The following is a 22,654-nucleotide window of genomic DNA, read 5'->3' on the forward strand; positions in this document are numbered from 1 at the left end:
ATGCCGCAGGGACAGGTCGCGGTCGTCCCGCAGGACGGCCTGAGCACCCGGCAGCGCCGCAACCGGCCGCTGCTGGCCGTGCACACCGGGGAGATGAAGGGGAAGTCCACCGCCGCCTTCGGGATGGCGATGCGCGCCTGGAACCAGGGCTGGTCGATCGCGGTCTACCAGTTCGTCAAGAGCGCGAAGTGGAAGGTCGGCGAGGAGAACGCGCTGACCGCCCTGGGCCGGCTGCACGCCGAGACCGGCGAGGGCGGACCGGTGGTCTGGCACAAGATGGGCTCGGGCTGGTCCTGGTCCCGCCGCGCCGGCACCGAGACCGACCACGCCGCCGACGCCGCCGAGGGCTGGGCGCAGATCAAGCGCGACCTGGCCGCCGAGGCGCACCGCTTCTACGTGCTCGACGAGTTCACCTACCCGCTGAAGTGGGGCTGGGTCGACGTCGAGGACGTCGTGACCACGCTGACCGAGCGGCCGGGCAACCAGCACGTCGTCGTCACCGGGCGCGACGCCCACCCCCGGCTCGTCGAGGCCGCCGACCTGGTCGTGGAGATGACCAAGGTCAAGCACCCGATGGACGCCGGGCAGAAGGGCCAGCGGGGGATCGAGTGGTGACCCGGATCCCGCGGGTCGTCGTCGCCGCGCCGTCGTCCAACGCCGGCAAGACGTCGATCACCACCGGGCTGATCGCCGCCCTGACCAACCGCGGCCTCGTCGTCAGCCCGCACAAGGTCGGCCCCGACTACATCGACCCCGGCTACCACGGCCTCGCCGCCGGTCGCCCGGGCCGCAACCTGGACAAGTGGCTGGTCGGCGACGACCGGGTCACCCCGCTGTTCCTGCACGGTGCCCGCGGCGCCGACGTCGCCGTCGTCGAGGGCGTGATGGGGCTGTTCGACGGCGCCGCGCACGCCAGCGTCGAGCCCGGGTACGGCTCCACCGCGCAGCTGGCCACCCACCTGCAGGCGCCGGTCGTGCTGGTCGTCGACGCGGCGTCGCAGGCGCGCAGCGTCGCGGCCCTGGTGCACGGGTTCGCCACCTTCGACCCGACCGTGCGGATCGGCGGTGTCGTCCTCAACCGGGTCGGCTCCGACCGGCACGAGGCGATCCTGCGGGAGGCGCTGGGCGCGGCCGGCGTGCCGGTGCTCGGCGCGGTCCGCCGGATCGCCGAGCTGCAGACGCCCTCCCGGCACCTCGGCCTGGTGCCGGCCGCCGAGCGGTCGGCGGAGGCGGTGCGCACCGTGCGCGCACTGGGCGCCGTGGTCGAGGCCAGCGTCGACCTGGACGCCGTCCTGCGGCTGGCCCGCACTGCACCCGACCTCGCCGGGGACGCCTGGGACCCGGCCGCCGAGGTCACCGCGGTCGCCGGCCGGCCGGTGGTCGCGGTCGCCGGCGGACCGGCGTTCACCTTCGGCTACGCCGAGACCGCCGAACTGCTCACCGCGGCTGGCGCCGAGGTGGTGACCGTCGACCCGCTGCGGGACGACGCGCTGCCGGAGGGCACCACCGCGCTGGTCGTCGGCGGCGGCTTCCCGGAGGTGCACGCCGCCGCGCTCAGCGCCAACGTCGGACTGCGGACGGCGATCGCCGACCTGGCCGCCCGCGGTGGCGCCATCGCCGCCGAGTGCGCCGGGCTGCTGTACCTCTCCCGCGAGCTGGACGGCGAGCCGATGTGCGGCGTGCTGCCGACGACGACGGCGATGCACCCCCGGCTGACGCTGGGCTACCGGTCGGCCGTCGCGCTCACCGACAGCGTGCTGGCCGCCGCGGGGACGCGGGTGCGCGGCCACGAGTTCCACCGCACCACGGCCTCCCCCGCTGCCGGGCCGACCCCCGCGTGGCAGTGGAACGCCGACGGACCGGAGGGCTTCGTGTCAGGGGACGTGCACGCCAGCTACCTGCACCTGAACTGGGCCGGGTCGCCGGCGATGGCCACCCGGTTCGTCACCGCCGCGGCCCGGGTCCGGGGGGTGCTCGGTGCACATCGCTGAGGGCTTCCTGCCGCCCGCGCACGCCATCGGCTGGACCGTCGCCGCCGCACCGTTCGTCGTGCACGGCGCGCGGGCGGTGGTCCAGGAGGTCCGGGAGAAGCCGGAGTCCACGCTGCTGCTGGGCGCCGCCGGTGCGTTCACGTTCGTGCTCAGCGCGATCAAGCTGCCCTCGGTCACCGGCAGCTCGAGCCACCCGACCGGCACCGGGCTGGGCGCGGTCCTGTTCCGCCCGCCGGTGATGGCGCTGCTCGGCACGGTGGTGCTGCTGTTCCAGGCGCTCCTGCTGGCGCACGGCGGGCTCACCACGCTGGGCGCCAACGCGTTCTCGATGGCCGTCGTCGGGCCGTGGGCCGGCTACGCCGCCTACCGGCTGACCCGGCGGCTGGGTGGCGGCCTGCTCGGGGGGGTCTTCGCCGCGATGGCCGTCGCCGACCTGGCCACCTACGTCACGACCGCGCTGCAGCTGGCCTGGGCGCACCCCGACGCGACCAGCGGCTTCGCCGGTGCGGCGGCGAAGTTCCTCGGCGTCTTCGCGGTCACCCAGGTGCCGCTGGCCGTCGGCGAGGGCCTGCTCGGCGTGCTGCTGTTCCGGGTGCTGACGGTGAACGCGCGCCCCGAGCTGGAGCGCCTCGGCGTCCTGCGCCCCGAGCCGGAGGACCCCTCCACGGTCCCGCGCGATCAAGCACACGTGCTTTCGCGCGATCAAGCACACGTGCTTTCGCGCGATCAAGCACACGTGCTTTCGCGCGCGAAACCACAGGCGGACCCGACGACGACGCCGGATGACGGGCCGGGGGTGGACCGGTGAGGCGGCACCTGGTCACCGGTCTGCTGGTGCTGGCCGTCGTCGCGCTGTTCGCGCTGCCGCTGCTGCTCGGCGGCGACAGCGAGTACGCGGGCACCGACAGCCAGGCCACCGAGCTGATCGAGGAGTCCGACCCGGGCTACGAGCCGTGGTTCGAGTCGGTGTTCTCCCCGGGGTCCTCCGAGGTCGAGTCCGGGCTGTTCGCGCTGCAGGCGGCCCTCGGCGGCGGCGTGCTCGGCTACGTGCTGGGCCGGCTGCGCGGCCGGCGGGTCGCCGAGCGCGAGCGGGTGGCCGCACCGCCGCACGTCCAGCCGTGACCGGGCTGGCCGTCGACGACGCCGCCTGGGCGAGCGCCTGGCGACCGCGCTCCCCCGCCGACAAGCTGCTGGTCAGCCTGGGGCTGGTGGTCAGCGCGCTGCTGCTGCCGGTGTGGCCGGGCAGCCTGCTGGTCGGGCTGACCGCGGTGGTGCTCGCCCTCGGCCCGGCCCGGGTGCCGGCCCGGACGTTCGGCCGCGCGGTGCGGGTGCCGCTGGCCTTCATCGCCGTCGGCGCGCTGACCGCGGTGGTGCAGGTCGGCGACGGCATCGGCTGGGCGCCGGACGCCGCCGGGCAGGCCGGGGCGCTGGTCGGCCACGCGGTCGCCGGCAGCGCCGCCGTCCTGCTGCTGGCCACCACCACGCCCATGTCGGACCTGCTGCCGGCGCTGCAGCGGCTGCGGGTGCCGGCCGCGGTGGTCGAGGTGGCGTCGGTGGTCTACCGGATGCTGTTCGTGCTGCTCACCAGCCTGGCCACCATCCGCGAGGCGCAGACCGCGCGGATGGGCTACGCCACCGTGCGCAGCTCCTACCGGTCCTCCGGGGCGCTGGCCGCCGCGGTGCTGACCCGCTCCTGGGACCGGGCCCGGCGGCTGCAGGACGGGCTGGCCGGCCGCGGGCTGGAGACGGGACTGCGGGTGCTGCCGGAGACGCTGCCCTCCTCCCGCCGGTTCGAGGCCGCGACCGTCCTTGGCCTGGCCGCGCTGGCGGCCGTGACGCTGGTGGTCGCATGAGCCACCTGACGCTGGCCGGCACCGGGCTGGTCGCCGGCTACGAGCGCTCCCGGCCGGTGCTGGACGGCGCCACGCTGACGGTCCCCGCGGGCCGCCGGCTGGCGTTGCTCGGCGCCAACGGCTCGGGCAAGACCACCTTGCTGCGCTGCCTGTCCGGGGCGCTGGAGCCCCGCCGCGGCCGGGTCACCCTGGACGGCGCGGAGCTGCGGCACACCCGCGCGGGCCTGCGCGCGCACCGGCAGGAGGTGCAGCTGGTGCTGCAGGACCCCGACGACCAGCTGTTCAGCGCGTCGGTCGCCCAGGACGTCTCCTTCGGCCCGGTCAACCTCGGCCTGCCCGACGACGAGGTGCGCGTCCGGGTCGCCGAGGCGCTGGACCTGCTGGCCGTCGCGCACCTGGCCACCCGGCCCACCCACCAGCTCTCCTACGGCGAGCGCAAGCGGGTGGCGATCGCCGGTGCGGTGGCCATGCGCCCGTGCGTGCTGCTGCTCGACGAGCCCACCGCCGGGCTGGACCCCACCGCGGTCGGTGAGGCGCTGGCCGCGCTCACCCGGCTGCAGCAGGCCGACTCGACCATCGTGATGAGCACCCACGACGTCGACCTGGCGCTGCGCTGGGCCGACGAGGTCGCCGTCGTCGTCGACGGGGGCGTGGTTCAGGGCGCGCCGGACGTCGTCCTGGGCGACGACGTGCTGCTGGCCCGCGCCCGGCTGGACCGGCCGTGGGCGCTGACCGTCGGCGCCCGACTGCAGGCGCTCGGCCTGCTCCCCGGCGGCGCCCTCCCCCGGGACGCCGACGCGCTGGTCGCCGCGCTGCCCGACCGGCCGGGGGTGCCCGCACCGTGATCACCGTGGGGGTCGGGGCGTCGTCCGGCGCCACCGTCGAGGACGTGCTCGCCGCGGTCGACGCGGTGCTGCCGGCGGTCGACGGCCTGGTCGACGGCCCGGTCGACGGCGAGGTGCGGCTGGCGACCCTGGACGTCCGCGCCGCCGGGCCGGTGCTGCGGGAGGCGGCCGCCCGCCGGGGCTGGCCGCTGACCGGGCACCCGGCCGCGGAGCTGGCCGGGGTCCCGGTTCCGGCACCGTCGGCCCGGGTGGCCGCCGCGGTGGGCACGCCGTCGGTCGCCGAGGCCGCCGCGCTGCTGGGCGGCGGCCGGCTGGTGGTCGGCCGGACCGTGCGCGGTCAGGTCACCGTCGCGGTCGCGCAGGACGTCGCGGTCGCGCAGGACGTCGACCTGGCCCACCACGGGGACGCCGAGGCCACCCCCGGGCTGGTCGACCTGGCCGTCAACGTCCGCGCCGGCACCCCGCCGGACTGGCTGCGCGCGGTGCTGCACGACGCCCTCGACGCGAGCGCCGCCTACCCCGACCCCCGTCCCGCGCGCGCCGCGGTCGCCGCCGCCCACGGCCGGGACGAGTCCGAGGTGCTGCTCACCGCCGGCGCCGCGGAGACCTTCACCCTGCTCGCCCGGGCGCTCCGGCCGCGCCGCGCCGTCGTCGTCCACCCGTCCTTCACCGAGCCGGAGGCCGCGCTGCGCGCGGCCGGGCACCCGGTGCAGCGGCTGCTGCTCCCGCCCCCCGGCCACCGGCTCGGTGCCGTCCCGGACGACGCCGACCTGGTGGTGCTGGGCAACCCGACCAACCCCACCTCCGTGCTGCACCCGCGCGACGACGTCGCCGCGCTGGCCCGCCCGGGCCGGGTGCTGGTGGTCGACGAGGCGTTCGCCGACACCGTGCCGGGCGAGCCGGAGTCGCTGGCCGGGCGCCGCGACCTGCCCGGGCTGCTCGTGGTCCGCAGCCTCACCAAGACCTGGGGGCTGGCCGGGCTGCGCGTCGGCTACGCGCTGGGACCTGCCGACCTGGTCGCCGCGCTGGCCGCGCAGCAGCCGCACTGGCCGGTGTCCACCCCCGCGCTCGCCGCCCTGGTCGCCTGCACGACGCCCGCCGCCCGGGCCGAGGCGGACGCCGCCGCCCGGCAGCTGACCGGGCACCGGGCCGCGCTGCTGGCCGCGCTGCCGGCCGGGGTGGACGTCGTGGCCGAGCCGCGTTCGTCCTTCGTCCTGCTGCGCGTGCCGGGGGGTGCCCGGGTCCGGGAACGGCTCCGCGCGCGGGGCTGGGCGGTGCGCCGCGGGGACACGTTCCCCGGCCTGACCGCCGACCACCTGCGGGTCGCCGTCCGCGACCCGGGGACCTCGGGTGCGTTCGCCACCGTGCTGGCTGAGATCCTGTCCGAGACCGCGACACCCGAGGAGCTCCGCTGACCGCCGTCCCGCCCCCCTTCGCCGGCACCCTGCTCGGCGAGGTCATCGCCGCCGTCCGCCCCCGGGACGCGGCCGCCGAGCGCGCCGCCCGCGAGCGGCTGGACCGGATGACCAAGCCGCCGGGCTCGCTCGGCGTCCTGGAGGACGTCGCCGCGCAGCTGGCCGGCACCGCCGGGGAGTGCCCCGCGCCGCTGCCCACCCCCGCCGCGGTGGCGGTGTTCGCCGGTGACCACGGGGTGCACGCCCAGGGCGTCACGCCGTGGCCGCAGGAGGTGACCGCGCAGATGGTCGCCAACCTCGCCGCCGGCGGCGCGGTGGTCAACGCCTTCGCCGCCCAGCTCGGCGCCGACGTCGTCGTGGTGGACGTCGGCGTCGCCACCCCGGTCGGCCCGGCCCGGGGGCTGCTGGAGCGCAACGTCCGCCGCGGCACCGCCGACCTGGCCGTCGGCCCGGCGATGACGCTGGACGAGGCCCGCCGCGCCGTCGAGGTCGGCATCGAGGTGGCGACCGCCCTGGCCGCCGACCACCGCTGCCTGGTCACCGGCGACATGGGCATCACCAACACCACCGCGTCCGCCGCGCTGGTGTGCGCCTTCACCGGAGCCTCCCCCGCCGAGGCCACCGGCCGCGGCACCGGCGTGGACGACCCGACGCTGGCCCGCAAGGTCGAGGTGGTCGCCCGCGCGGTGGCCCGGGTGCCGGTCCGCCCGGCCACCCCGGAGGAGTCGCTCGCCGCGCTGGCCGAGGTGGGCGGGCTGGAGCACGCCGCGCTGGCCGGCTTCGTGCTCGGTGCCGCCGCGGCCCGGGTGCCCGTGCTGCTCGACGGCGTCATCGCCGGGTCGGCCGCCCTGGTCGCCGCCGCCCTCTGCCCGACGGCGCTGGAGCACGCGCTGGCCGGGCACGCCTCGGCCGAGCCGGGCTCCGGCCTCGCGCTGCGGGCGCTGGGCCTGCGACCGCTGCTGGGCCTGGACCTGCGGCTGGGCGAGGGCACCGGCGCGCTGCTGTCGCTGCCGCTGGTGGCCGCCGCCGCCCGGGCGCTGCGCGACGTCGCCACCTTCGACTCGGCGGGCGTCACCGAGAAGTGACCTCGACGTCCGGTCCCGGCACCGTCTACCCGGTCGGCCTGCGGCTGGGCGGCCGCCGCGTCGTCGTCGTGGGCGGCGGCCAGGTCGCCCACCGCCGCGTCGCCGGGCTGCTCGAGGCCCGCGCGCTGGTCACCGTGGTCAGCCCGGAGGTGACCCCCGCGCTGGAGGCGCTGGTCGCGCCCGGCTCGGTGACCTGGCACGAGCGCCGCTACGCCGAGGGCGACCTGGCCGGCGCCTGGTACGCCGTCGCCGCCACCGACGACCCCGCGGTCAACGCCGCGGTGGCCGCCGAGGCCGAGCGCGACCGGGTGTTCTGCGCCCGCGCCGACGACCGCTCGGCCTCCAGCGTCTGGACCCCGGCGGTCGGCCGGCAGGGCGACCTGGTCGTCGGCGTGCACGGCGGCGGCGACCCGCAGCGGGCGGTCGGCGTGCGGGACGCGGTGCTCGAGGGGCTCACCGACGGCTCGATCGCCGACCGGGCCGCCCGGCCGCCCACGGTCGCCGCCGGCAGCGTGGTGCTGGTCGGCGGCGGACCCGGCGACCCCGGGCTGGTCACCGTCCGCGGCCGGCAGGCGGTCGCCGGTGCGGACGTCGTCGTCGCCGACCACCTCGCACCGCAGGGGCTGCTGGCCACCCTGCCGCCCCAGGTGGAGGTCATCGACGCCTCGAAGCTCCCCCGCGGCCGCTCGATGGCGCAGGAGCAGATCAACACCCTGCTCATCGACCGGGCGCGGCAGGGCAAGCGGGTGGTGCGGCTCAAGGGCGGCGACTCCTTCGTCTTCGGCCGCGGCTACGAGGAGCTGGAGGCCTGCGTGGCCGCCGGCGTGCCGGTCGAGGTCGTGCCGGGCATCACCAGCGCCATCGCCGTCCCCGAGCTGGCCGGCATCCCGGTGACCCACCGCGGGCTCACCCACGAGTTCGTCGTCGTCTCCGGCCACGTGCCGCCCGGCCACCCGGCGTCCCTGGTCGACTGGCCGGCGCTCGGCCGGCTGCGGGGCACCGTCGTGGTGCTGATGGGCGTGGACACCGCACCGGCGATCGCCGCCTCGCTGGTCGAGCACGGCCGCGACCCGCAGACGCCGGTCGCCGTCGTCACCGACGGGGCGACGCCGGCGCAGCGGTCGGTCCGCACCACACTGGCCGGCCTGGCGCAGACCATCGCCGACGAGGGCGTGCGCCCGCCGGCCGTGTGGGTCGTCGGCGACGTCGTCGCGCTCGGCGCCTGACCGTTCTGCCCGCACACCAACGGCGGGTCGTCACGCGCCCGCGCCGATAGCACTGGTGCTCCGCATGTAGCAGTCCTACTATCACCGGCACCCACTCGCCCAGCCCGAGGAGTGCCCGTGGCCGCGACCGCCCCCCCGACCGAGCCCGCGGTGCGGGTCCGGGACCTGCAGATGAGCTACGGCACCCACCCGGTGCTCACCGGCGTCGACTTCGACGTCCGGCACGGCGAGGTGGTCTGCCTGCTCGGCCCCAACGGGGCGGGGAAGACCACGACCATCGAGGTGCTGGAGGGCTTCCGGGCGCCCTCCGCCGGTGAGGTGCGGGTGCTCGGGGTCGACCCGGCCACCGGCGACGACGCGTGGCGGGCGCGGATCGGGGTGGTCCTGCAGTCCTGGCGCGACCACCCGCGGTGGACCCCCCGCCGGCTGCTCCGGTACCTGGGCGGCTACTACCCGCCGTACTCGACCCCCGACCACCCGCGGCCCTGGGACGTCGAGGAGCTGCTGGGCACCGTCGGCCTGACCGACGACGCCGACCGCAAGATCGCCACCCTCTCCGGTGGGCGCCGCCGCCGGCTCGACGTCGCCGTCGGGCTGATCGGCCGGCCCGAGCTGCTGTTCCTGGACGAGCCGACCGCCGGGTTCGACCCGCAGGCGCGCCGCGACTTCCACGACCTGGTGCACCGGCTCGCCGACCTGGAGGGCACCAGCATCCTGCTCACCACGCACGACCTGGGCGAGGCCGAGCGGCTGGCCGACCGGATCCTCATCCTCACCGAGGGCCGGATCGTCGCCGACGGCAGCGCCGACGCACTCACCCGCCAGGTGGCCGGCACCAGCGAGGTCCGCTGGTCCGAGCGTGGCGAGCGCTTCGTGCACGCCACCGAGGAGCCGATCCCGTTCCTCCGGCAGCTGCTGGCCCAGCACGGCGACGAGCTCGCCGACCTGGAGGTCCGCCGCCCCGACCTGGAGGACACCTACCTCGCCATGGTGCAGCGGTTCGAGTCCCGGACGCCGGCCCGGCACCTGGCGGAGGTGGCCCGGTGAACGCCACCCGGCACGCGGTGCGCCAGGGCGTCCGGCGGGGCTGGACGGAGTTCCTGCAGAGCGTCCGCAGTCCGCAGGACCAGGGCTTCTACCTGTTCACCGGGCTGATCACCCTCGCCGTCCTGTGGTTCAACCGGGACAACGAGGTGGGCAGCACCGGCCTGATGTACCCCACCTACGCGCTGCCCAGCGTGCTCGGCGCGCTGCTCACCTTCGGGGTGGTGATCGGCCCGGCCTACGCGCTGGCGATGGAGCGCGAGGACGGCACGCTGCTGCGGCACAAGGCCGTGCCGCACGGGATGCCCGGCTACGTCACCGGCCAGCTCACCTTCCAGTCGCTGAGCCTGTTCCCCAGCCTGCTCGTCGTGCTGGTGCCCAGCCTGCTGCTCTTCGACGACGTGATGCAGGGCGGCGCGGGCGGCTGGCTGGCCGTCGTCGGTCTCGTCCTGCTGGCGCTGCTCGCCACGCTGCCTTGGGGCATGGTGCTCGGGTCGGTGGTGCCCGGCGTCCAGAAGGTGGGCACCTGGGGGATGCTCCCGGTCCTCGTGCTGGTGGCGATCTCCGGCATCTTCACGCCGATCCAGGCGATGTGGGGCTGGGTGCAGGGCGTCGCCCAGGTCTTCCCGGTCTACTGGACCGGGCTCGGCCTGCGCTCGGCGTTCCTCCCCGCGGAGGCCGCCGCCGCCGAGCTGGGAGACTCCTGGCGGACCGGCCCCACGCTGCTGGTGCTCTCCGCCTGGGCGGTGGCCGGCCTGCTGGTCGCGCCGCGGGTGCTCCGGCGGATGGCCCGGCGCCAGTCGGGGTCGGCGGTCCAGGCGGCACGGGAGGCGGCTCTGCAGTGGGTGCGGTGAGCGGGTGAACGAGGGCGTCTTCAACCGGATCGCCCTGCTCCGGGCCGAGCAGGGGGTCAGCCGGCGGGACCTCGCCGACGCCCTCGGGGTCCACTACCAGACCATCGGCTACCTCGAGCGCGGCGAGTACAACCCGAGCCTGCACCTGGCGCTGCGGATCGCGGAGTTCTTCCGGCTGCCGGTCGAGACGGTCTTCTCCACCACGCCCTTCCCCCGGATCAGCGACGCTCCCGGAGGTCAGCGGGCCTCCTCCGGCTGAGCCGGGCCCGCGGGGCCGTCGGCGGGCACCGGGTCGACGCCGGCGGCGTCGGCCGGCGGGCGCTCCTCGCCCACCCGGACCAGCACGATCCCCACCAGGACGACGACCCCACCGACCAGCTGCACCGCGTTCGGCTGCTGCCCCAGCGCCAGCCAGGCCGCCGCCACCGCGAACAGCACCTCGCTCAGGCCGACGAACGAGCTGAGCCGCGAGCCCAGCCGGCGGACCGCGGCGATGCCCGTGGCGTAGGCGAACGCCGCCGCCACCAGCGCGACCCCCAGCACCGGCACCAGCCAGCTGGTGGTCGCGCCGGCCAGCTCGACGTCGGCCGCGGTGGTGCGCCACGGGACGACGCCCACCAGCGCGGCCGCCGCCAGCACCAGGGCGCCGACGGCCAGCCCGGCCCAGGCGCTGACCAGCGGCGGCAGGGCGTCGTCGGAGTGCGCGGAGAGGACGAAGTAGGAGGCGAGGCCTACGGCGGCGACCAGCCCCCACATGACGCCCAGCGGGTCGATCCGGGCGCCGCTGAGCACGTCGAGCACCAGCACCAGGCCGACGACCGCCACCACGACCCCGGCGCCGGTGACGCGGCTGGGCCGCTGCCCGAGGCGCGCCCAGGTCCACAGCACCACCAGCAGGACGCCGGAGTACTCCAGCAGCAGCGCCACCCCGACCGAGAGCCGGGAGACGGCGTTGAAGTAGGCCAGCTGCGGCAGCGCGACGGCCAGCGCACCGAAGGCCAGCACGGCGCCGGCGTTGGCCCGCAGCAGCGACCACCGGCCGCGCAGCTGGAGCAGCGCCGGGACGGCCAGCGCCAGCGACGCCACGGCCATCCGCACGGTCACCGCGGAACCGGCGCTCCAGCCGGCGTCCAGCAGCGCGGTGGCGAACACCCCCGAGGTGCCGAAGGCGGCCGCGGAGACCACGGCCAGCAGCAGTCCGGTCAACCCGGTCCGGCGATCGATCACGGCAGACACCTCCTCGTCAGGAGTGAACGCACGTACGCTCCTGTACACAGGACGCTAGCAGAGGAGTACAGGAGTCACATGCTCTTTGCCCATGACACCGAGGTGGGGCTCGCCGGCGCGGCCGCACTCGTGAACACCGCCGCGGACGGCGAGGAGCGGCTGCCCGACCCGGCGGCGCTGGCGGCGTTCCTCGACGCGTGGCAGTTCACCGGCAGCCGGGCCGGCGACGCCGCCGAGCTGGCCGCCGTGCACGAGCTGCGGTCGGTGCTGGCCGGGGTCTGGGACGCCGACGAGGACGGCGTGGTCACCGAGGTCAACCGGCTGCTGCGCGAGGGCAACGCGCTGCCGCAGCTGGTCCGGCACGACGGGTGGGGCTACCACGTGCACGCCACCGAGCCCGAGGCGTCGGTCGCCGACCGGTGGGGCGTGGAGGCCGCGATGGCCCTGGCCGACGTGGTCCGCGCCGGCGCCCTCGACCGGCTGCGCCGGTGCGCCGCCGCCGGCTGCCACGACGTCCTCGTCGACCTCACCAAGAACGCCAGCCGGCGGTTCTGCGACAGCACCTGCGCCAACCGCGAGCACGTCGCCGCCTACCGGGCCCGACGCGCGGCCGACTGATCCGCACCCGTCTCACCACCGGCCGGCGGTGTCCTCCAGCAGCACCTGGCGCTGCACCGGGTCGCGGCGCGGGCAGGAGGTGCACAGCACCTCGTGCGGCAGCCGGTACAGCAGGCAGCACGACGCCCGGCGGGTGAACCGGGCGCCGGCCACGTCGACGTACCGCGGAGCCGGCAGGGGGCTCCCGACCGCCGCCGCCAGCGGCCCGGCCAGCGCGGTCGCCGCCGCGACGTCCCCGACCGCCCGGCCCAGCGCCAGCAGCCGGTTGGCCAGCGTGTCGGTGGCGATCGCCCACAGCGGGCGCTCCCGCATGCCGCCGGCCCCGGCGACCGCGGCCACCACCTCGGCGATCGTCGTCCGCAGGTCGGCGACGACGTCCCGGCCACCAGCCGGGCGGGCGGTCGCCGCCACCGGCGCCTGCCCGGCGAGCAGGTGCACCCGGGTGTCCGCCAGCCGGGCCGACAGCGGCACGCCGGTGACCAGCCCGGCGAGCACCGGGGTGAGCAGCACGCTGGACACCGAGTACCACCAGACGGTGGCCAGCACCCGGCGGTCGTCGGTGCGCTGCCGGAGCGCGCGGGCGTCGAGCACGGCCGCCGTCCAGCCGGGGTCGGCGAGCCGGGCGGCGGGGAGGGCGGTCGCGGTCGGCGGGGCCAGCAGACCGAGCGCCGCCGCACCGGGGAGCCGGGCCGCGACCTGCGCCTGCGCCCCGTCGTCGGTCACGGCACCAGTCTGCCCCGGCCGGCGCAGCAGACGGGAGACCAGGCCTGACGGGGACGTGACCGGGGCCATAGGTTGTGCATCGACGCAGTGCCGCAGAACCGGGGCGGCGCCCGAGCACGGAGGTGCGCATGAGCGAGACGACGGAGGCCCACGGCCTGACCAACCCCGAGGGTGGTTTCCCGCCGCCGGAGGCGCTCGCCGCCGACGCCAACGTCGGGCCGGACGTCTACGAGCGTGCCGCCGCCGACCGGGTCGGCTTCTGGGAGGAGCAGGCCCGCCGGCTGGACTGGGTCCAGGAGTGGGACCAGGTGCTGGACTGGAGCGACCCGCCGTTCGCGAAGTGGTTCGTCGGCGGCACGCTCAACGTGGCGGTGAACTGCGTCGACCGGCACGTCGACGCCGGCCACGGCGCCCAGGTGGCCTACCACTGGGTCGGCGAGCCCGGCGACACCCGCACGATCACCTACGCCGAGCTCAAGGACGAGGTCTGCAAGGCGGCCAACGCGCTCACCTCGCTCGGCGTCGAGGCCGGCGACCGGGTGGCCGTCTACATGCCGATGATCCCGGAGACGGTGATCACCATGCTGGCCTGCGCGCGGATCGGCGCCGTGCACATGGTCGTCTTCGGCGGCTTCTCCCCCGACGCGCTGGCCAGCCGGATCACCGACGCGGACGCCAAGGTCGTCGTCACCGCCGACGGCGGCTACCGGCGCGGGGCCCCGAGCGCGCTGAAGCCCAACGTCGACGAGGCGCTGACCAAGACCGAGGGCGTGCGCAGCGTCCTGGTCGTGCGGCGCACCGGGCAGGACGTCGAGTGGACCGAGGGCCGCGACGTCTGGTGGCACGAGCTGGTGGACAGCCAGCCGACCGAGCACGAGGCGCAGGCCTTCGACGCCGAGCACCCGCTCTACATCATGTACACCTCGGGCACGACGGCGAAGCCCAAGGGCATCCTGCACACCTCCGGCGGCTACCTGACCCAGGTCAGCTACACCCACCACGCCGTCTTCGACATCAAGCCCGACACCGACGTCTTCTGGACGGCGGCCGACGTCGGCTGGGTGACCGGCCACAGCTACATCGTCTACGGGCCGCTCTCCAACCGGGCGACCTCGGTGATGTACGAGGGCACCCCGGAGACCCCGCACCGGGGGCGCTGGTGGGACATCGTGCAGGAGTACGGGGTCACCATCCTGTACACCGCGCCCACCACGATCCGCACCTTCATGAAGTGGGGCGAGGACGTGCCGGCCGGCGCCGACCTGTCCTCGCTGCGGCTGCTGGGGTCGGTCGGCGAGCCGATCAACCCCGAGGCCTGGCTCTGGTACCACGAGCACATCGGCGGCGGCCGCTGCCCGATCGTGGACACCTGGTGGCAGACCGAGACCGGCGGCCACATGATCACCCCGCTGCCCGGGGTCACCACGCTCAAGCCCGGCTCCGCCCAGCGCGCCTTCCCCGGGATCGCGGCGAGCGTCGTGGACGAGGAGGGGAAGCCGATCGAGCCCGGCGCCACCGGGTACCTGGTGCTGACCGAGCCGTGGCCGGCGATGCTGCGCACCATCTGGGGCGACGACGAGCGGTACAAGGACACCTACTGGAGCCGGTACGGCCAGGGCGTCTACTTCGCCGGCGACGGGGCCAAGCTCGACGAGGACGGCGACATCTGGCTGCTCGGCCGGGTCGACGACGTGATGAACGTGTCCGGGCACCGGATCTCCACCACCGAGGTCGAGTCCGCACTGGTCAGCCACCCGACGGTGGCCGAGGCCGCGGTCGTCGGCGCCACCGACCCGACCACCGGGCAGGGCATCGTCGCGTTCGTGATCCTGCGCGGGGACGCCGTCGACTCCGGCGAGGACCTGGTGAAGACCCTGCGCCAGCACGTCCGCAAGGAGATCGGCCCGATCGCCAGCCCACGGCAGATCATGGTCGTCGCCGAGCTGCCCAAGACCCGGTCGGGCAAGATCATGCGCCGCCTGCTCCGCGACGTGGCGGAGAACCGGGAGCTGGGCGACGTCACGACGCTCACCGACTCCTCGGTGATGGAGCTGATCAGCTCGAAGCTGCCCTCGTCCTCCAGCGAGGACTGAAGAAGGGCCCCGTGTCAGGGGCCGTTCGAGGAAGGCACCGCTACGACGCTTGTGCTCTGCTCACCACGGTGAGCAGAGCACAAGCGTCCGCAGGTGTGGGCTCGGACGCCGGGCAGGTCCGCCGCCGGCTGTCCACAGCACCGGGCGCGGCGGGCCCGGGGCGTCCGGCCGGACGGCATCCTCGTCCGGGTGGGGGGAGGACCCGAGGCCAGGAGGCGGCTGAGCGCCCTCCTGCGGCGCATCCGCCGGACCGCTGACCTGTCCCAGCGGGAGATGGCCCGGGCGCTCGGGGTGAGCACCGGAGCCGTGGCCCAGGCGGAGAGCGGGGCGCGGGACCTGCCGGCGACGGTGCTCATGCGTGCCGCCGGACTGGCCGGGCTGCGGTGGGTGCTGGTGGACGCGTCGGGTGCGGAGGTCCCGGCCATGGACGGCGACGCCGTCCGGGACCGCGGCGGGCGGTTGTTCCCGGCCCACCTCGACCCGCGGCACGGTGACGTGGGCTGGTGGCACGGTCCCGAGCGCTACAGCCGGGACCGCCCGGAGTTCACGTTCGACCGCGACCGACGGCAGCGGGACGACGTGCGCGCGGTGGTCGGCGTACCGCCGGACCACCACGTGGCCGGCCCCGGGGACTCGCTGGCGGAGCGGGAGTGGGCGCGGGCCGAGGCCGCCCGGGCCGCGTGGCGCGCCCGGTGGCGGCGGGACCTCGCCGACCACCTGTCGCGGCAGCAGGAACGGCTCCGGCTCGGCCTGCCGCTGTTCGCGGACCCCAGCTGCACCTGCCCGCCGGCGTGCGACGAGCTGCTCTTCCCCGACGGGCCGCTGTCGGCCCGGGAGAACGCGGTCCCCCACGTGGCGGAGTGCACCTGCCGCTGCGACGTCTGCTAGGCCGCTGAGACGGGAGGTGCACCACCCCCGGGTGGTCCGGATCGGCGGCGCGGACGATCATGCGGCACGATCACCGGAGGAACGCGTCGCACCAGGCGCCGATCAGGGAGGAGCCACCCGTGGCCCACAGTGTCTCGACGACCCCGCTGGGGGGCCGGCCGGCTGGCCCCACCGAGCCCTCGGTCGGCACGCTCGCCAAGAGCGCGATGGCCGACATCTCCACGCTCATCCGCTCGGAGATCGAGCTGGCCAAGACCGAGGTCACCGTCTCGGCCAAGCGCGGCGGGATCGGTGCGGCCGCCTTCGCCGCCGCCGGCGTGATGCTCGCCTTCGCGGCGATCTTCTTCTTCATCGCCCTCGCGGAGTTCATCACCTGGCTGGGCCTGGAGCGGTGGATCTCCTACCTGATCGTCTTCGCGCTCCTGGTGTTGCTGGCGGCCGTCGTCGGCTTCGTCGGCTACCGGCAGATCAAGAAGATCAAGAAGCCCGAGAAGACGATCGAGACGCTGTCGGACCTGCCCGACGTCATGCGCCGCGAGGCCCCCGGCCAGCGCCAGCACGACCTGCCGGTGGTCCGCAACGGCGAGGTCGTCCGGCAGGACCCGCACACCCGGCTGCGCTGACCCTGCTCGCGCGTGAGTGACCCCGGGGACGGGCAGCCGGACGCCACCAGCGTCCTGCTGCCCGGCCCGTGGGCGCACCGCGACGTCTCCGCCAACGGCGTCCGGCTGCACGCCGCCGAGGCCGGCGAGGGCCCGCTGGTCCTGCTGCTGCACGGCTTCCCGCAGTTCTGGTGGGCCTGGCGTGCCCAGCTGACCGGCCTGGCCGCCGCCGGCCTGCGGGTGGTCGCGCCGGACCTGCGCGGCTACGGCGCCAGCGACAAGCCCCCGCGGGGCTACGACCTGCCCACGGCGGCAGCCGACGCCGCGGCCGTGATCCGGGCGCTCGGCGAGACCGAGGCGGTCGTCGTCGGCTCCGACTGGGGCGGCCTGGTCGGCTGGACGATGGCCGCCCTGCACCCGCGCAGCGTCCGCAAGCTGGTCGTGGTGGGTGCCGCGCACCCCCGCCGGCTGCGCGCGTCGGTGACCGACGCCCGGCAGCGGCGGGCACTGGCCCACGCGCTGGCCTTCCAGCTCCCCCGGTTGCCCGAGCGCCGGCTCACCCGCGCCGACGACGACCCGGTCGCCGAGCTGATGCGCCGCTGGGCCGGGCCGTCGTGGGTGCAGACCGCCGACTTCGCCGAGGCGGTCGGCCGGTACCGGGCGGCGGCGCGCATCCCGCAGGCCGCCTACGGCGCGATGGAGTACTACCGGTGGGCCGGCCGGTCGCAGCTGCGGCCCGACGGTCTGCGGTTCGCCCGCCGGATGGCCGCGCCGATCACCGCCCCCACCCTGCAGCTGCAGGGCGCGCTGGACCCCTACGTGCTGCCCTCGACCGCCCGCGGCTCCGACCGCTACGTGGCAGGCGCCTACGAGTGGCGGGAGCTCGCCGGGGTCGGCCACTTCCCGCACGAGGAGTCCCCCGACGAGGTCACCGCCGCCATCGCCGCCTGGGCAGCGTGACCCGATGGAACGGCCCCGCTGCAGGGCCCCGCGCTGAGCCTGCGAAGCGTGGGGGCAGCGGGGTCCTTCTACTCGCAGGGACCGGTGTCGACGGTGGCGAGCGCAGCCGTGCCGGCTGTCGCGGCCGCCGACACCTGGGCGGCGGTGAGGGCGTAGCCGGTGTCCGGGTCCTCGATGGCCGAGGCGAAGACGACCCCGAGCACGGTGCCGTCGGTGGCCAGCAGCGGCCCGCCGGAGTTGCCCGCCCGGACCTGCCCGTACAGGGCGTAGACGTCGCGCTGCACGGTCTGGGTGGAGCGGAAGTCCGGCCCGCTGATCTCGCCGCGGTCGCGCACCCGCGCCGGGCCGACGTAGAGCCCGCCGCCGCCCGGGTAGCCCATCACGATCGCGTCGGCGCCGGTGTCCAGCGGCTCGGGGGTGAAACGCAGCGGCACCTGCGGCAGCCCGGGCACGGCGAGCACCGCGACGTCGGTCTCCTCGTCGACGTAGACCGCCGTGGCGTCGTAGGTCTCGCCCTCGGCGGTGACCGTCGGCTCGGTGACCCCGGCCAGCACGTGCGCGTTGGTCATCACCCGCTGCGGCGCGAAGACGAAGCCGGAGCCGTCGATCTGCCGCGAGCAGGTCGGCGCGATGCCGCGGATCTGCACGACCGACCCCTGCACCGCGGCGACCACCGGGCTGGCCTCGAGCGCCGGGTCGGGCGCGGGTACCTCCCGGGCGTCGCGCGGGGTCAGCGGGTCCAGGACGTCGGGCAGGCCCTGCCGGTCGATGGCCTGGCGCAGCGACTCGTAGAGCGACCGCACCTGCGAGGGCACCGTGCGGTCGACGGCCTGCACCAGCGCGGACTGCCGCACCTGCCCGGCCACCTCGGGGAACGGCGAGCTGGCCAGCGGCGTGGCGACCATCCAGGCGACCAGCAGCACCGCGACCGCCGACACCACGGCGCCGGCCACCGAGTCGACCATCTCGGCCGGCTGCCAGGTGACCCGCTTGCGCACCGCGCGGCCGACCACCCCGGCCAGCAGCTGGCCGAGCAGCGCACCGGCCAGCACCACGACCAGGGCCACGAACACCCGGGTGACCGAGGAGTCGGCGATGTCGTCGGCCAGCGGCCCGGACAGCTGGGCGCCGAGCACCGCACCGCCGAAGAACCCGACGAACGACGTCAGCGAGACGATCAGGCCCTGCCGGAAACCGGACAGCGCGAAGACCAGCGCGAGCGCGATGAGGGCCAGGTCGACGAAGGACACGCGCGGGTCAGCCGGTCACGGTCATCGTGCCGACCTGGCCGAGCGCGACGTGGAAGCTGCACTCGAAGGGGTAGTCGCCGGGGGTGCTGACGGTGAACTCGATCGTCTTGCTCTGCCCCGGCGCGAGCACCGGGATCTCCTCGCTGATCGCCACCGGACCCGCGCCCGCGGTGAACAGGAAGTTGTGGGTCATCTGCTCGGCGTCGTTGCGCACGGTCAGCCGGACCGGGCCCGGGGCGACGGTGAAGGTCGCCGGGGTGAAGACGTAGTCGTCCCCGGTGGTCAGGGTGATCTCCTGGGACCCGTCGGCCGCCGTGCTGACCGCGCCGACGTCACCGCCGGTGGTGCGGGTCGCCTCGGGCAGCGTGGGCTCGGAGTTGCTGCACCCGACCAGCACACCGACGCCCACCAGCAGCGCCAGGAGCAGCGCCGCCGTCCGTGCGCCGCGTCGTGCGCCCCGTCGTCCGCCCGGGGCGCCGCGCACTGCCGTGGTCATGGTCCCGGAACGGTACGCGGCTGACCTGTCGGCCCGGCGTCGTCGGCCACCGTCGGCGCGGCGCGGTCGGCGACCTCGGAGTCGACCGGGTCTTCCTCGGCGTCCGGACCGGCGTCCGGTTCGAGGGCCCCGGGCACCGGCAGCACCGCGAGCGGCCGGACGACGGTGGCGTCCCAGGGCCGGGTCAGCCCGGCCGCCTCCAGGACGGCGTCCAGCAGGTGTGCGGTGAAGCCCCAGACGACCATCCCGGCGACGCCGAAGGCCGGACCGACGTAGCCGGCCGGGTGCCGCACCCGGAACCGGTTGGCCGGGTCGACCAGCTCGTCCAGCGGCACGCGGGCCACCCGGGCGACCTCGTGCGGGTCGCCGGTGGTCACCTCGCGCGGGTCGTCCCACCAGCCGACCACCGGGACGACGAGGTTGTCGGAGGGGCCGAGGAACAGCGCGGGCAGCGTCGCCAGCACCTGGACGCCGGCCGGGTCGACGCCGGCCTCCTCGTGGGCCTCGCGCAGGGCGGTGCCCACCGGGTAGTCGTCCCCGGGGTCGGCGCCGCCCCCGGGGAACGCCGGCTGGCCCGCGTGGCTGCGCAGGTGCGCCGACTTCTCGATCAGCAGCACGTCCGGGCCGCCGGGGCCCTCGCCGAAGAGGATGAGCACGGCCGAGCGGCGGGCGGTCTCCGAGGGGGCGCCGTGCCGGTGCCACAGCGGCAGCTGCCCGGCGTTGGCCACCAGCCGCCGCAGGTGCTCGGGCAGGCCGTCCGGCTCCGCCGCCGTCGACGTCACAGCTGCACGCCGAGGTGCTCGGCGACCAGCTGCTCGAACTCCTCCAGCGAGTGCACCGGCCCGAACTGGAAGAACGCCACCGAGCCGTCCGCGGCCAGGAAGACGGTGTGCGGCAGCCCGTTGGCGCCCAGCCCGGACAGCACTTCGCCGTCGGCGTCGAAGGCGCTGGGGAAGGTGATCGCGGCGTCGTCGGCGAAGGAGGTCGCGGCGCTGACCCGGTCCAGGGTGGCCACGCCCATCACGCGCAGCTGGTCTCCGGCCTCGTCCGCCAGCTGCTGCACCAGCGGCAGCTCCTCACGACACGGGCCGCACCAGCTGGCCCACAGGTTGAGCACCGTTGGCACGCCCGGCGCTCGGCTGAAGTCCATGCTGCCGCCGCCGAAGCAGTCGAAGACGGTGGCGGGCAGGTCGCTGTCGGCCGCCGGCTCGTCGGGCTGCTCCGGGCAGGGGGCGAGGTCGGTGTCGAGCTCGCCGAGCTCGCTGCCGGCGGGGGTGGCGGCCGCGCCGTCGTCGGGGTCGTCGGAGCTGCAGCCGGCCAGCAGCCCGGCCAGCAGCAGGGCCGCGACCAGTACGCGGAGGGCGCGGCTCATTCGGTGTCCGAGGCGGCCGGCGTCTTGACCAGCTTCGCCGCGACCTCGGGGTCCAGCGGGCCGATGCCGTAGGAGGGGCACCAGGAGGCCAGCCCGCAGGCGCCGCAGGCGGGCTTCTTGGCGTGGCACACCCGTCGTCCGTGGAAGATCACCCGGTGGGAGAACATCGTCCACTCCCTGCGCGGGATGATCTCCGCGATCTCCGCCTCGACCTTGACCGGGTCCTCCTCCGCCGTCCAGCCGAAGCGGCGGACCAGCCGGCCGAAGTGGGTGTCGACGGTGAGCCCCGGGACGCCGAAGGCGTTGCCGAGCACGACGTTCGCGGTCTTGCGGCCGACGCCGGGCAGCGTGACCAGGTCGGTGAGCCGGCCGGGGACCACGCCGTCGAAGCGCTCCACCAGGGCCTGGCCGAGGCCGATGACCGAGTTGGCCTTGGCCCGGAAGAAGCCGGTGGGCTTCAGCACCTCCTCGAGCTCGGCCCGGTCGGCGGCCGCGTAGGCGTGCGCGTCGGGGTAGCGGGCGAAGAGGGTCGGCGTCACCTTGTTCACCGTCCGGTCCGTGGTCTGCGCGGACAGGACGGTGGCGACCAGCAGCTCCAGCGGGGTGGTGAAGTCCAGCTCGGCGTGGGCGTCAGGATGGATGAGCGCCAGCTCGCGCGCCATCCGCCGGGCCCGGCGGGTGCGGCCCAGCGGGCTCTCGTCGGGGTCGAACGGCGACACCCCCAGCCGCGCGGCGCGGCCGGGACGGCGGGGTGGGGCGGGCCGGGTGTAGGCCGGCGTGGCGTCGGGAGCAGGAACGGGCCGGGACACGCAGGTGAGGGTATGCGTCGGCCCCGACAGGCAGCGCCCGTCATACTCGACGCCGGTGCCCCGCCCGGGTACGCCAACCGACCGCACGACCGACGTCGCCCCACCCGCGGGGCCGCAGGGGCCCGCAGACGTCGCCGAGGAGGTGTCCGTGGTCGCCCTCATCGTCATCCTGTTCCCGCCGCTGCTCATCGCCTTCCTGCTCGTCATGGAGCGGGTCGAGGAGCCGTTGCGGCGGCCCACGTCGCAGCGCGAGGTCGAGGACTTCCTCGGCAGCGCCACCCAGGGCGAGGTCAGCACGCTGGCCCACTCGGGCATCCGGCGGGCGATGTCCCGCTGGCGGACCCGCCGGCAGGGCCGGGGCCGGACGACGCCCCGGCCGGTGCTCACCGAGCGGGTCACCGAGTCGGGTGAGGGCGCACGGCGCGCCGAATGACACCCGTCCCCGCACGGCGCTGACCAGAGGGGCCGGGCCCGGAGCCACTCAGAGTGGGCAGATCCGTGACTGAGTGCACTGGTGAGCCGAGCCACAGGCCCTAGACTCACCGAGACGCGGGTCGCCATCGCACCCGTGAGGACGTTGCGAGAGGTGCACGTGGACGAGGTCCTTGCCCAGTCAGGTCTCTTCCAGGGACTGTCGGAGGAGGCCGCCGAGCCGGTCGCCAGCTCCCTGGAGACGGTGACGCTGCCCCGTGGCCGGGTCGTCTTCAACGAGGGCGAGTCGGGCGACAGCCTCTACGTCGTCCTCTCCGGCAAGATCAAGCTGTCCCGGCGCGCGCCGGACGGCCGGGAGAACGTGCTGGCCGTCATGGGCCCCTCCGACCAGTTCGGCGAGCTGTCGGTGTTCGACCCGGGCCCGCGCACCGCGACGGCGACGGCGGTCACCGACGTGCGCCTGGCGAAGATGCCGAACCAGATGCTCCGGCCGTGGATCACCGCCCACCCGGAGATCGGTGAGCAGCTGCTGCGCGTGCTGGCCCGCCGGCTGCGCCGCACCAACGACTCGGTCGCCGACCTGATCTTCACCGACGTGCCCGGCCGGGTCGCCAAGGCCCTGCTGCAGATGGCCGACCGCTTCGGCAGCCGGGAGACCGACGGCCTGCGCGTCAAGCACGACCTGACCCAGGAGGAGCTGGCCCAGCTGGTCGGCGCCTCCCGCGAGACGGTGAACAAGGCGCTGGCCGACTTCGTGCACCGCGGCTGGATCCAGCTGCAGGGCAAGTCCGTCGTCGTCCTCGACGAAGAGCGCCTCCGCCGCCGCGCCCGCTGACCCAGCATCGAACGCGAGAGGCCCGGAACCCCCCAG

The 22,654-nt window shown here is 75.8% G+C and carries 26 protein-coding genes; 19 read left to right on the forward strand and 7 right to left on the reverse strand.

All coding sequences use genetic code 11. The features are described 5' to 3' along the window. From cobO to HL054_RS20065, 12 genes are all read left to right on the forward strand, one after another. Entirely contained in the window at positions 1-615 is a 615-nt protein-coding gene (gene cobO / locus HL054_RS20010) for a cob(I)yrinic acid a,c-diamide adenosyltransferase (protein WP_369140849.1), read from the forward strand. After that, positions 612-1,991, forward strand: a complete 1,380-nt coding sequence (locus tag HL054_RS20015; protein WP_369140850.1) for a cobyrinate a,c-diamide synthase — start codon at positions 612-614, stop codon at positions 1,989-1,991. The genes cobO and HL054_RS20015 overlap by 4 nt, the downstream gene beginning before the upstream one ends. Continuing rightward, on the forward strand, positions 1,978-2,799 hold the full coding sequence (locus tag HL054_RS20020; protein ID WP_369140851.1) for an energy-coupling factor ABC transporter permease: 822 nt from the start codon (positions 1,978-1,980) through the stop codon (positions 2,797-2,799). Before HL054_RS20015 ends, HL054_RS20020 begins: the two co-directional genes overlap by 14 nt. Then, positions 2,796-3,113 carry an energy-coupling factor ABC transporter substrate-binding protein gene (locus HL054_RS20025; protein WP_369140852.1) on the forward strand — a complete coding sequence of 106 codons (318 nt, stop codon included), beginning with the start codon at positions 2,796-2,798 and terminating at the stop codon, positions 3,111-3,113. Before HL054_RS20020 ends, HL054_RS20025 begins: the two co-directional genes overlap by 4 nt. Then, positions 3,110-3,844 (forward strand): cobalt ECF transporter T component CbiQ, encoded by a 735-nt coding sequence (gene cbiQ, locus HL054_RS20030; RefSeq protein ID WP_369140853.1) that lies wholly within the window; start codon positions 3,110-3,112, stop codon positions 3,842-3,844. The genes HL054_RS20025 and cbiQ overlap by 4 nt, the downstream gene beginning before the upstream one ends. Next, a complete protein-coding gene (locus tag HL054_RS20035) occupies positions 3,841-4,689 on the forward strand; it encodes an energy-coupling factor ABC transporter ATP-binding protein (RefSeq protein ID WP_369140854.1) in 849 nt (282 codons plus the stop codon). The genes cbiQ and HL054_RS20035 overlap by 4 nt, the downstream gene beginning before the upstream one ends. Further along, positions 4,686-6,104, forward strand: coding sequence for an Rv2231c family pyridoxal phosphate-dependent protein CobC (gene cobC / locus HL054_RS20040; RefSeq protein WP_369140855.1), 1,419 nt, complete (start codon positions 4,686-4,688; stop codon positions 6,102-6,104). Before HL054_RS20035 ends, cobC begins: the two co-directional genes overlap by 4 nt. Positions 6,105-6,148: 44 nt before the next feature. Next, the gene (gene cobT, locus HL054_RS20045; protein WP_369140909.1) at positions 6,149-7,189 is read left to right on the forward strand and encodes a nicotinate-nucleotide--dimethylbenzimidazole phosphoribosyltransferase; all 1,041 of its coding nucleotides are present in this window, start codon (positions 6,149-6,151) and stop codon (positions 7,187-7,189) included. Continuing rightward, positions 7,186-8,415: a uroporphyrinogen-III C-methyltransferase gene (cobA, locus tag HL054_RS20050; protein WP_369140856.1), complete on the forward strand. Its 1,230-nt coding sequence runs from the start codon at positions 7,186-7,188 to the stop codon at positions 8,413-8,415. The genes cobT and cobA overlap by 4 nt, the downstream gene beginning before the upstream one ends. A gap of 117 nt (positions 8,416-8,532) precedes the next feature. After that, positions 8,533-9,462 carry an ABC transporter ATP-binding protein gene (locus HL054_RS20055; RefSeq protein WP_369140857.1) on the forward strand — a complete coding sequence of 310 codons (930 nt, stop codon included), beginning with the start codon at positions 8,533-8,535 and terminating at the stop codon, positions 9,460-9,462. Continuing rightward, complete coding sequence (locus HL054_RS20060) at positions 9,459-10,313, forward strand: ABC transporter permease (RefSeq protein WP_369140858.1); 855 nt, start codon at positions 9,459-9,461, stop codon at positions 10,311-10,313. The genes HL054_RS20055 and HL054_RS20060 overlap by 4 nt, the downstream gene beginning before the upstream one ends. A gap of 4 nt (positions 10,314-10,317) precedes the next feature. Then, positions 10,318-10,572: a helix-turn-helix transcriptional regulator gene (locus HL054_RS20065; protein ID WP_369140859.1), complete on the forward strand. Its 255-nt coding sequence runs from the start codon at positions 10,318-10,320 to the stop codon at positions 10,570-10,572. Here the strand turns inward: HL054_RS20065 and HL054_RS20070 are convergent. Continuing rightward, entirely contained in the window at positions 10,551-11,540 is a 990-nt protein-coding gene (locus HL054_RS20070; protein WP_369140860.1) for an EamA family transporter, read from the reverse strand. The two genes, HL054_RS20065 and HL054_RS20070, sit on opposite strands and share 22 nt — an antisense overlap. Positions 11,541-11,618: 78 nt before the next feature. Between HL054_RS20070 and HL054_RS20075 the strand changes: the two genes are divergently transcribed. Continuing rightward, a complete protein-coding gene (locus tag HL054_RS20075) occupies positions 11,619-12,158 on the forward strand; it encodes a CGNR zinc finger domain-containing protein (RefSeq protein WP_369140861.1) in 540 nt (179 codons plus the stop codon). A gap of 12 nt (positions 12,159-12,170) precedes the next feature. On the opposite strand, the gene HL054_RS20080 is transcribed toward HL054_RS20075, so the two are convergent. After that, positions 12,171-12,881, reverse strand: coding sequence for a (2Fe-2S)-binding protein (locus HL054_RS20080; RefSeq protein ID WP_369140862.1), 711 nt, complete (start codon positions 12,879-12,881; stop codon positions 12,171-12,173). Positions 12,882-13,009: 128 nt separating this feature from the next. Between HL054_RS20080 and acs the strand changes: the two genes are divergently transcribed. From acs to HL054_RS20100, 4 genes are all read left to right on the forward strand, one after another. Beyond that, a complete protein-coding gene (gene acs, locus HL054_RS20085) occupies positions 13,010-14,974 on the forward strand; it encodes an acetate--CoA ligase (RefSeq protein ID WP_369140863.1) in 1,965 nt (654 codons plus the stop codon). A 189-nt stretch (positions 14,975-15,163) separates the two neighbouring features. Beyond that, complete coding sequence (locus HL054_RS20090) at positions 15,164-15,862, forward strand: helix-turn-helix domain-containing protein (protein WP_369140864.1); 699 nt, start codon at positions 15,164-15,166, stop codon at positions 15,860-15,862. A 119-nt stretch (positions 15,863-15,981) separates the two neighbouring features. Then, positions 15,982-16,485 (forward strand): phage holin family protein, encoded by a 504-nt coding sequence (locus tag HL054_RS20095; protein WP_369140865.1) that lies wholly within the window; start codon positions 15,982-15,984, stop codon positions 16,483-16,485. 12 nt (positions 16,486-16,497) lie between these two features. Beyond that, positions 16,498-17,424, forward strand: coding sequence for an alpha/beta fold hydrolase (locus HL054_RS20100; protein ID WP_369140866.1), 927 nt, complete (start codon positions 16,498-16,500; stop codon positions 17,422-17,424). Between the two features lie 68 nt (positions 17,425-17,492). On the opposite strand, the gene HL054_RS20105 is transcribed toward HL054_RS20100, so the two are convergent. The 5 genes from HL054_RS20105 to nth are packed head-to-tail and all read right to left on the reverse strand — an operon-like array spanning position 17,493 to position 21,351. Further along, positions 17,493-18,674 (reverse strand): MarP family serine protease, encoded by a 1,182-nt coding sequence (locus HL054_RS20105; protein WP_369140867.1) that lies wholly within the window; start codon positions 18,672-18,674, stop codon positions 17,493-17,495. A gap of 7 nt (positions 18,675-18,681) precedes the next feature. Further along, positions 18,682-19,170, reverse strand: coding sequence for a cupredoxin domain-containing protein (locus HL054_RS20110; RefSeq protein ID WP_369140868.1), 489 nt, complete (start codon positions 19,168-19,170; stop codon positions 18,682-18,684). Then, positions 19,167-19,952, reverse strand: a complete 786-nt coding sequence (locus tag HL054_RS20115; protein ID WP_369140869.1) for an NUDIX hydrolase — start codon at positions 19,950-19,952, stop codon at positions 19,167-19,169. The genes HL054_RS20110 and HL054_RS20115 overlap by 4 nt, the downstream gene beginning before the upstream one ends. Then, on the reverse strand, positions 19,949-20,542 hold the full coding sequence (locus HL054_RS20120) for a TlpA family protein disulfide reductase (protein WP_369140870.1): 594 nt from the start codon (positions 20,540-20,542) through the stop codon (positions 19,949-19,951). The genes HL054_RS20115 and HL054_RS20120 overlap by 4 nt, the downstream gene beginning before the upstream one ends. Next, the gene (gene nth, locus HL054_RS20125) at positions 20,539-21,351 is read right to left on the reverse strand and encodes an endonuclease III (protein ID WP_369140871.1); all 813 of its coding nucleotides are present in this window, start codon (positions 21,349-21,351) and stop codon (positions 20,539-20,541) included. The genes HL054_RS20120 and nth overlap by 4 nt, the downstream gene beginning before the upstream one ends. A gap of 148 nt (positions 21,352-21,499) precedes the next feature. Between nth and HL054_RS20130 the strand changes: the two genes are divergently transcribed. Continuing rightward, positions 21,500-21,784, forward strand: a complete 285-nt coding sequence (locus HL054_RS20130) for a hypothetical protein (protein ID WP_369140872.1) — start codon at positions 21,500-21,502, stop codon at positions 21,782-21,784. A 159-nt stretch (positions 21,785-21,943) separates the two neighbouring features. After that, the gene (locus HL054_RS20135) at positions 21,944-22,618 is read left to right on the forward strand and encodes a Crp/Fnr family transcriptional regulator (protein ID WP_369140874.1); all 675 of its coding nucleotides are present in this window, start codon (positions 21,944-21,946) and stop codon (positions 22,616-22,618) included. Positions 22,619-22,654: the final 36 nt, after the last annotated feature.

Source organism: Modestobacter versicolor (assembly GCF_041028285.1).
In the GTDB taxonomy this organism is placed as follows: Bacteria; Actinomycetota; Actinomycetes; order Mycobacteriales; family Geodermatophilaceae; genus Modestobacter; species Modestobacter versicolor_A.

Bases quoted from the DNA above. Each gene is read 5' to 3' on its own strand.
- HL054_RS20110 (WP_369140868.1), bottom strand. From the start codon at position 19,170: ATGACCACGGCAGTGCGCGGCGCCCCGGGCGGACGACGGGGCGCACGA.
- HL054_RS20075 (WP_369140861.1), top strand. From the start codon at position 11,619: ATGCTCTTTGCCCATGACACCGAGGTGGGGCTCGCCGGCGCGGCCGCA.
- cobO (WP_369140849.1), top strand. From the start codon at position 1: ATGCCGCAGGGACAGGTCGCGGTCGTCCCGCAGGACGGCCTGAGCACC.
- HL054_RS20120 (WP_369140870.1), bottom strand. From the start codon at position 20,542: ATGAGCCGCGCCCTCCGCGTACTGGTCGCGGCCCTGCTGCTGGCCGGG.
- acs (WP_369140863.1), top strand. From the start codon at position 13,010: ATGAGCGAGACGACGGAGGCCCACGGCCTGACCAACCCCGAGGGTGGT.
- HL054_RS20035 (WP_369140854.1), top strand. From the start codon at position 3,841: ATGAGCCACCTGACGCTGGCCGGCACCGGGCTGGTCGCCGGCTACGAG.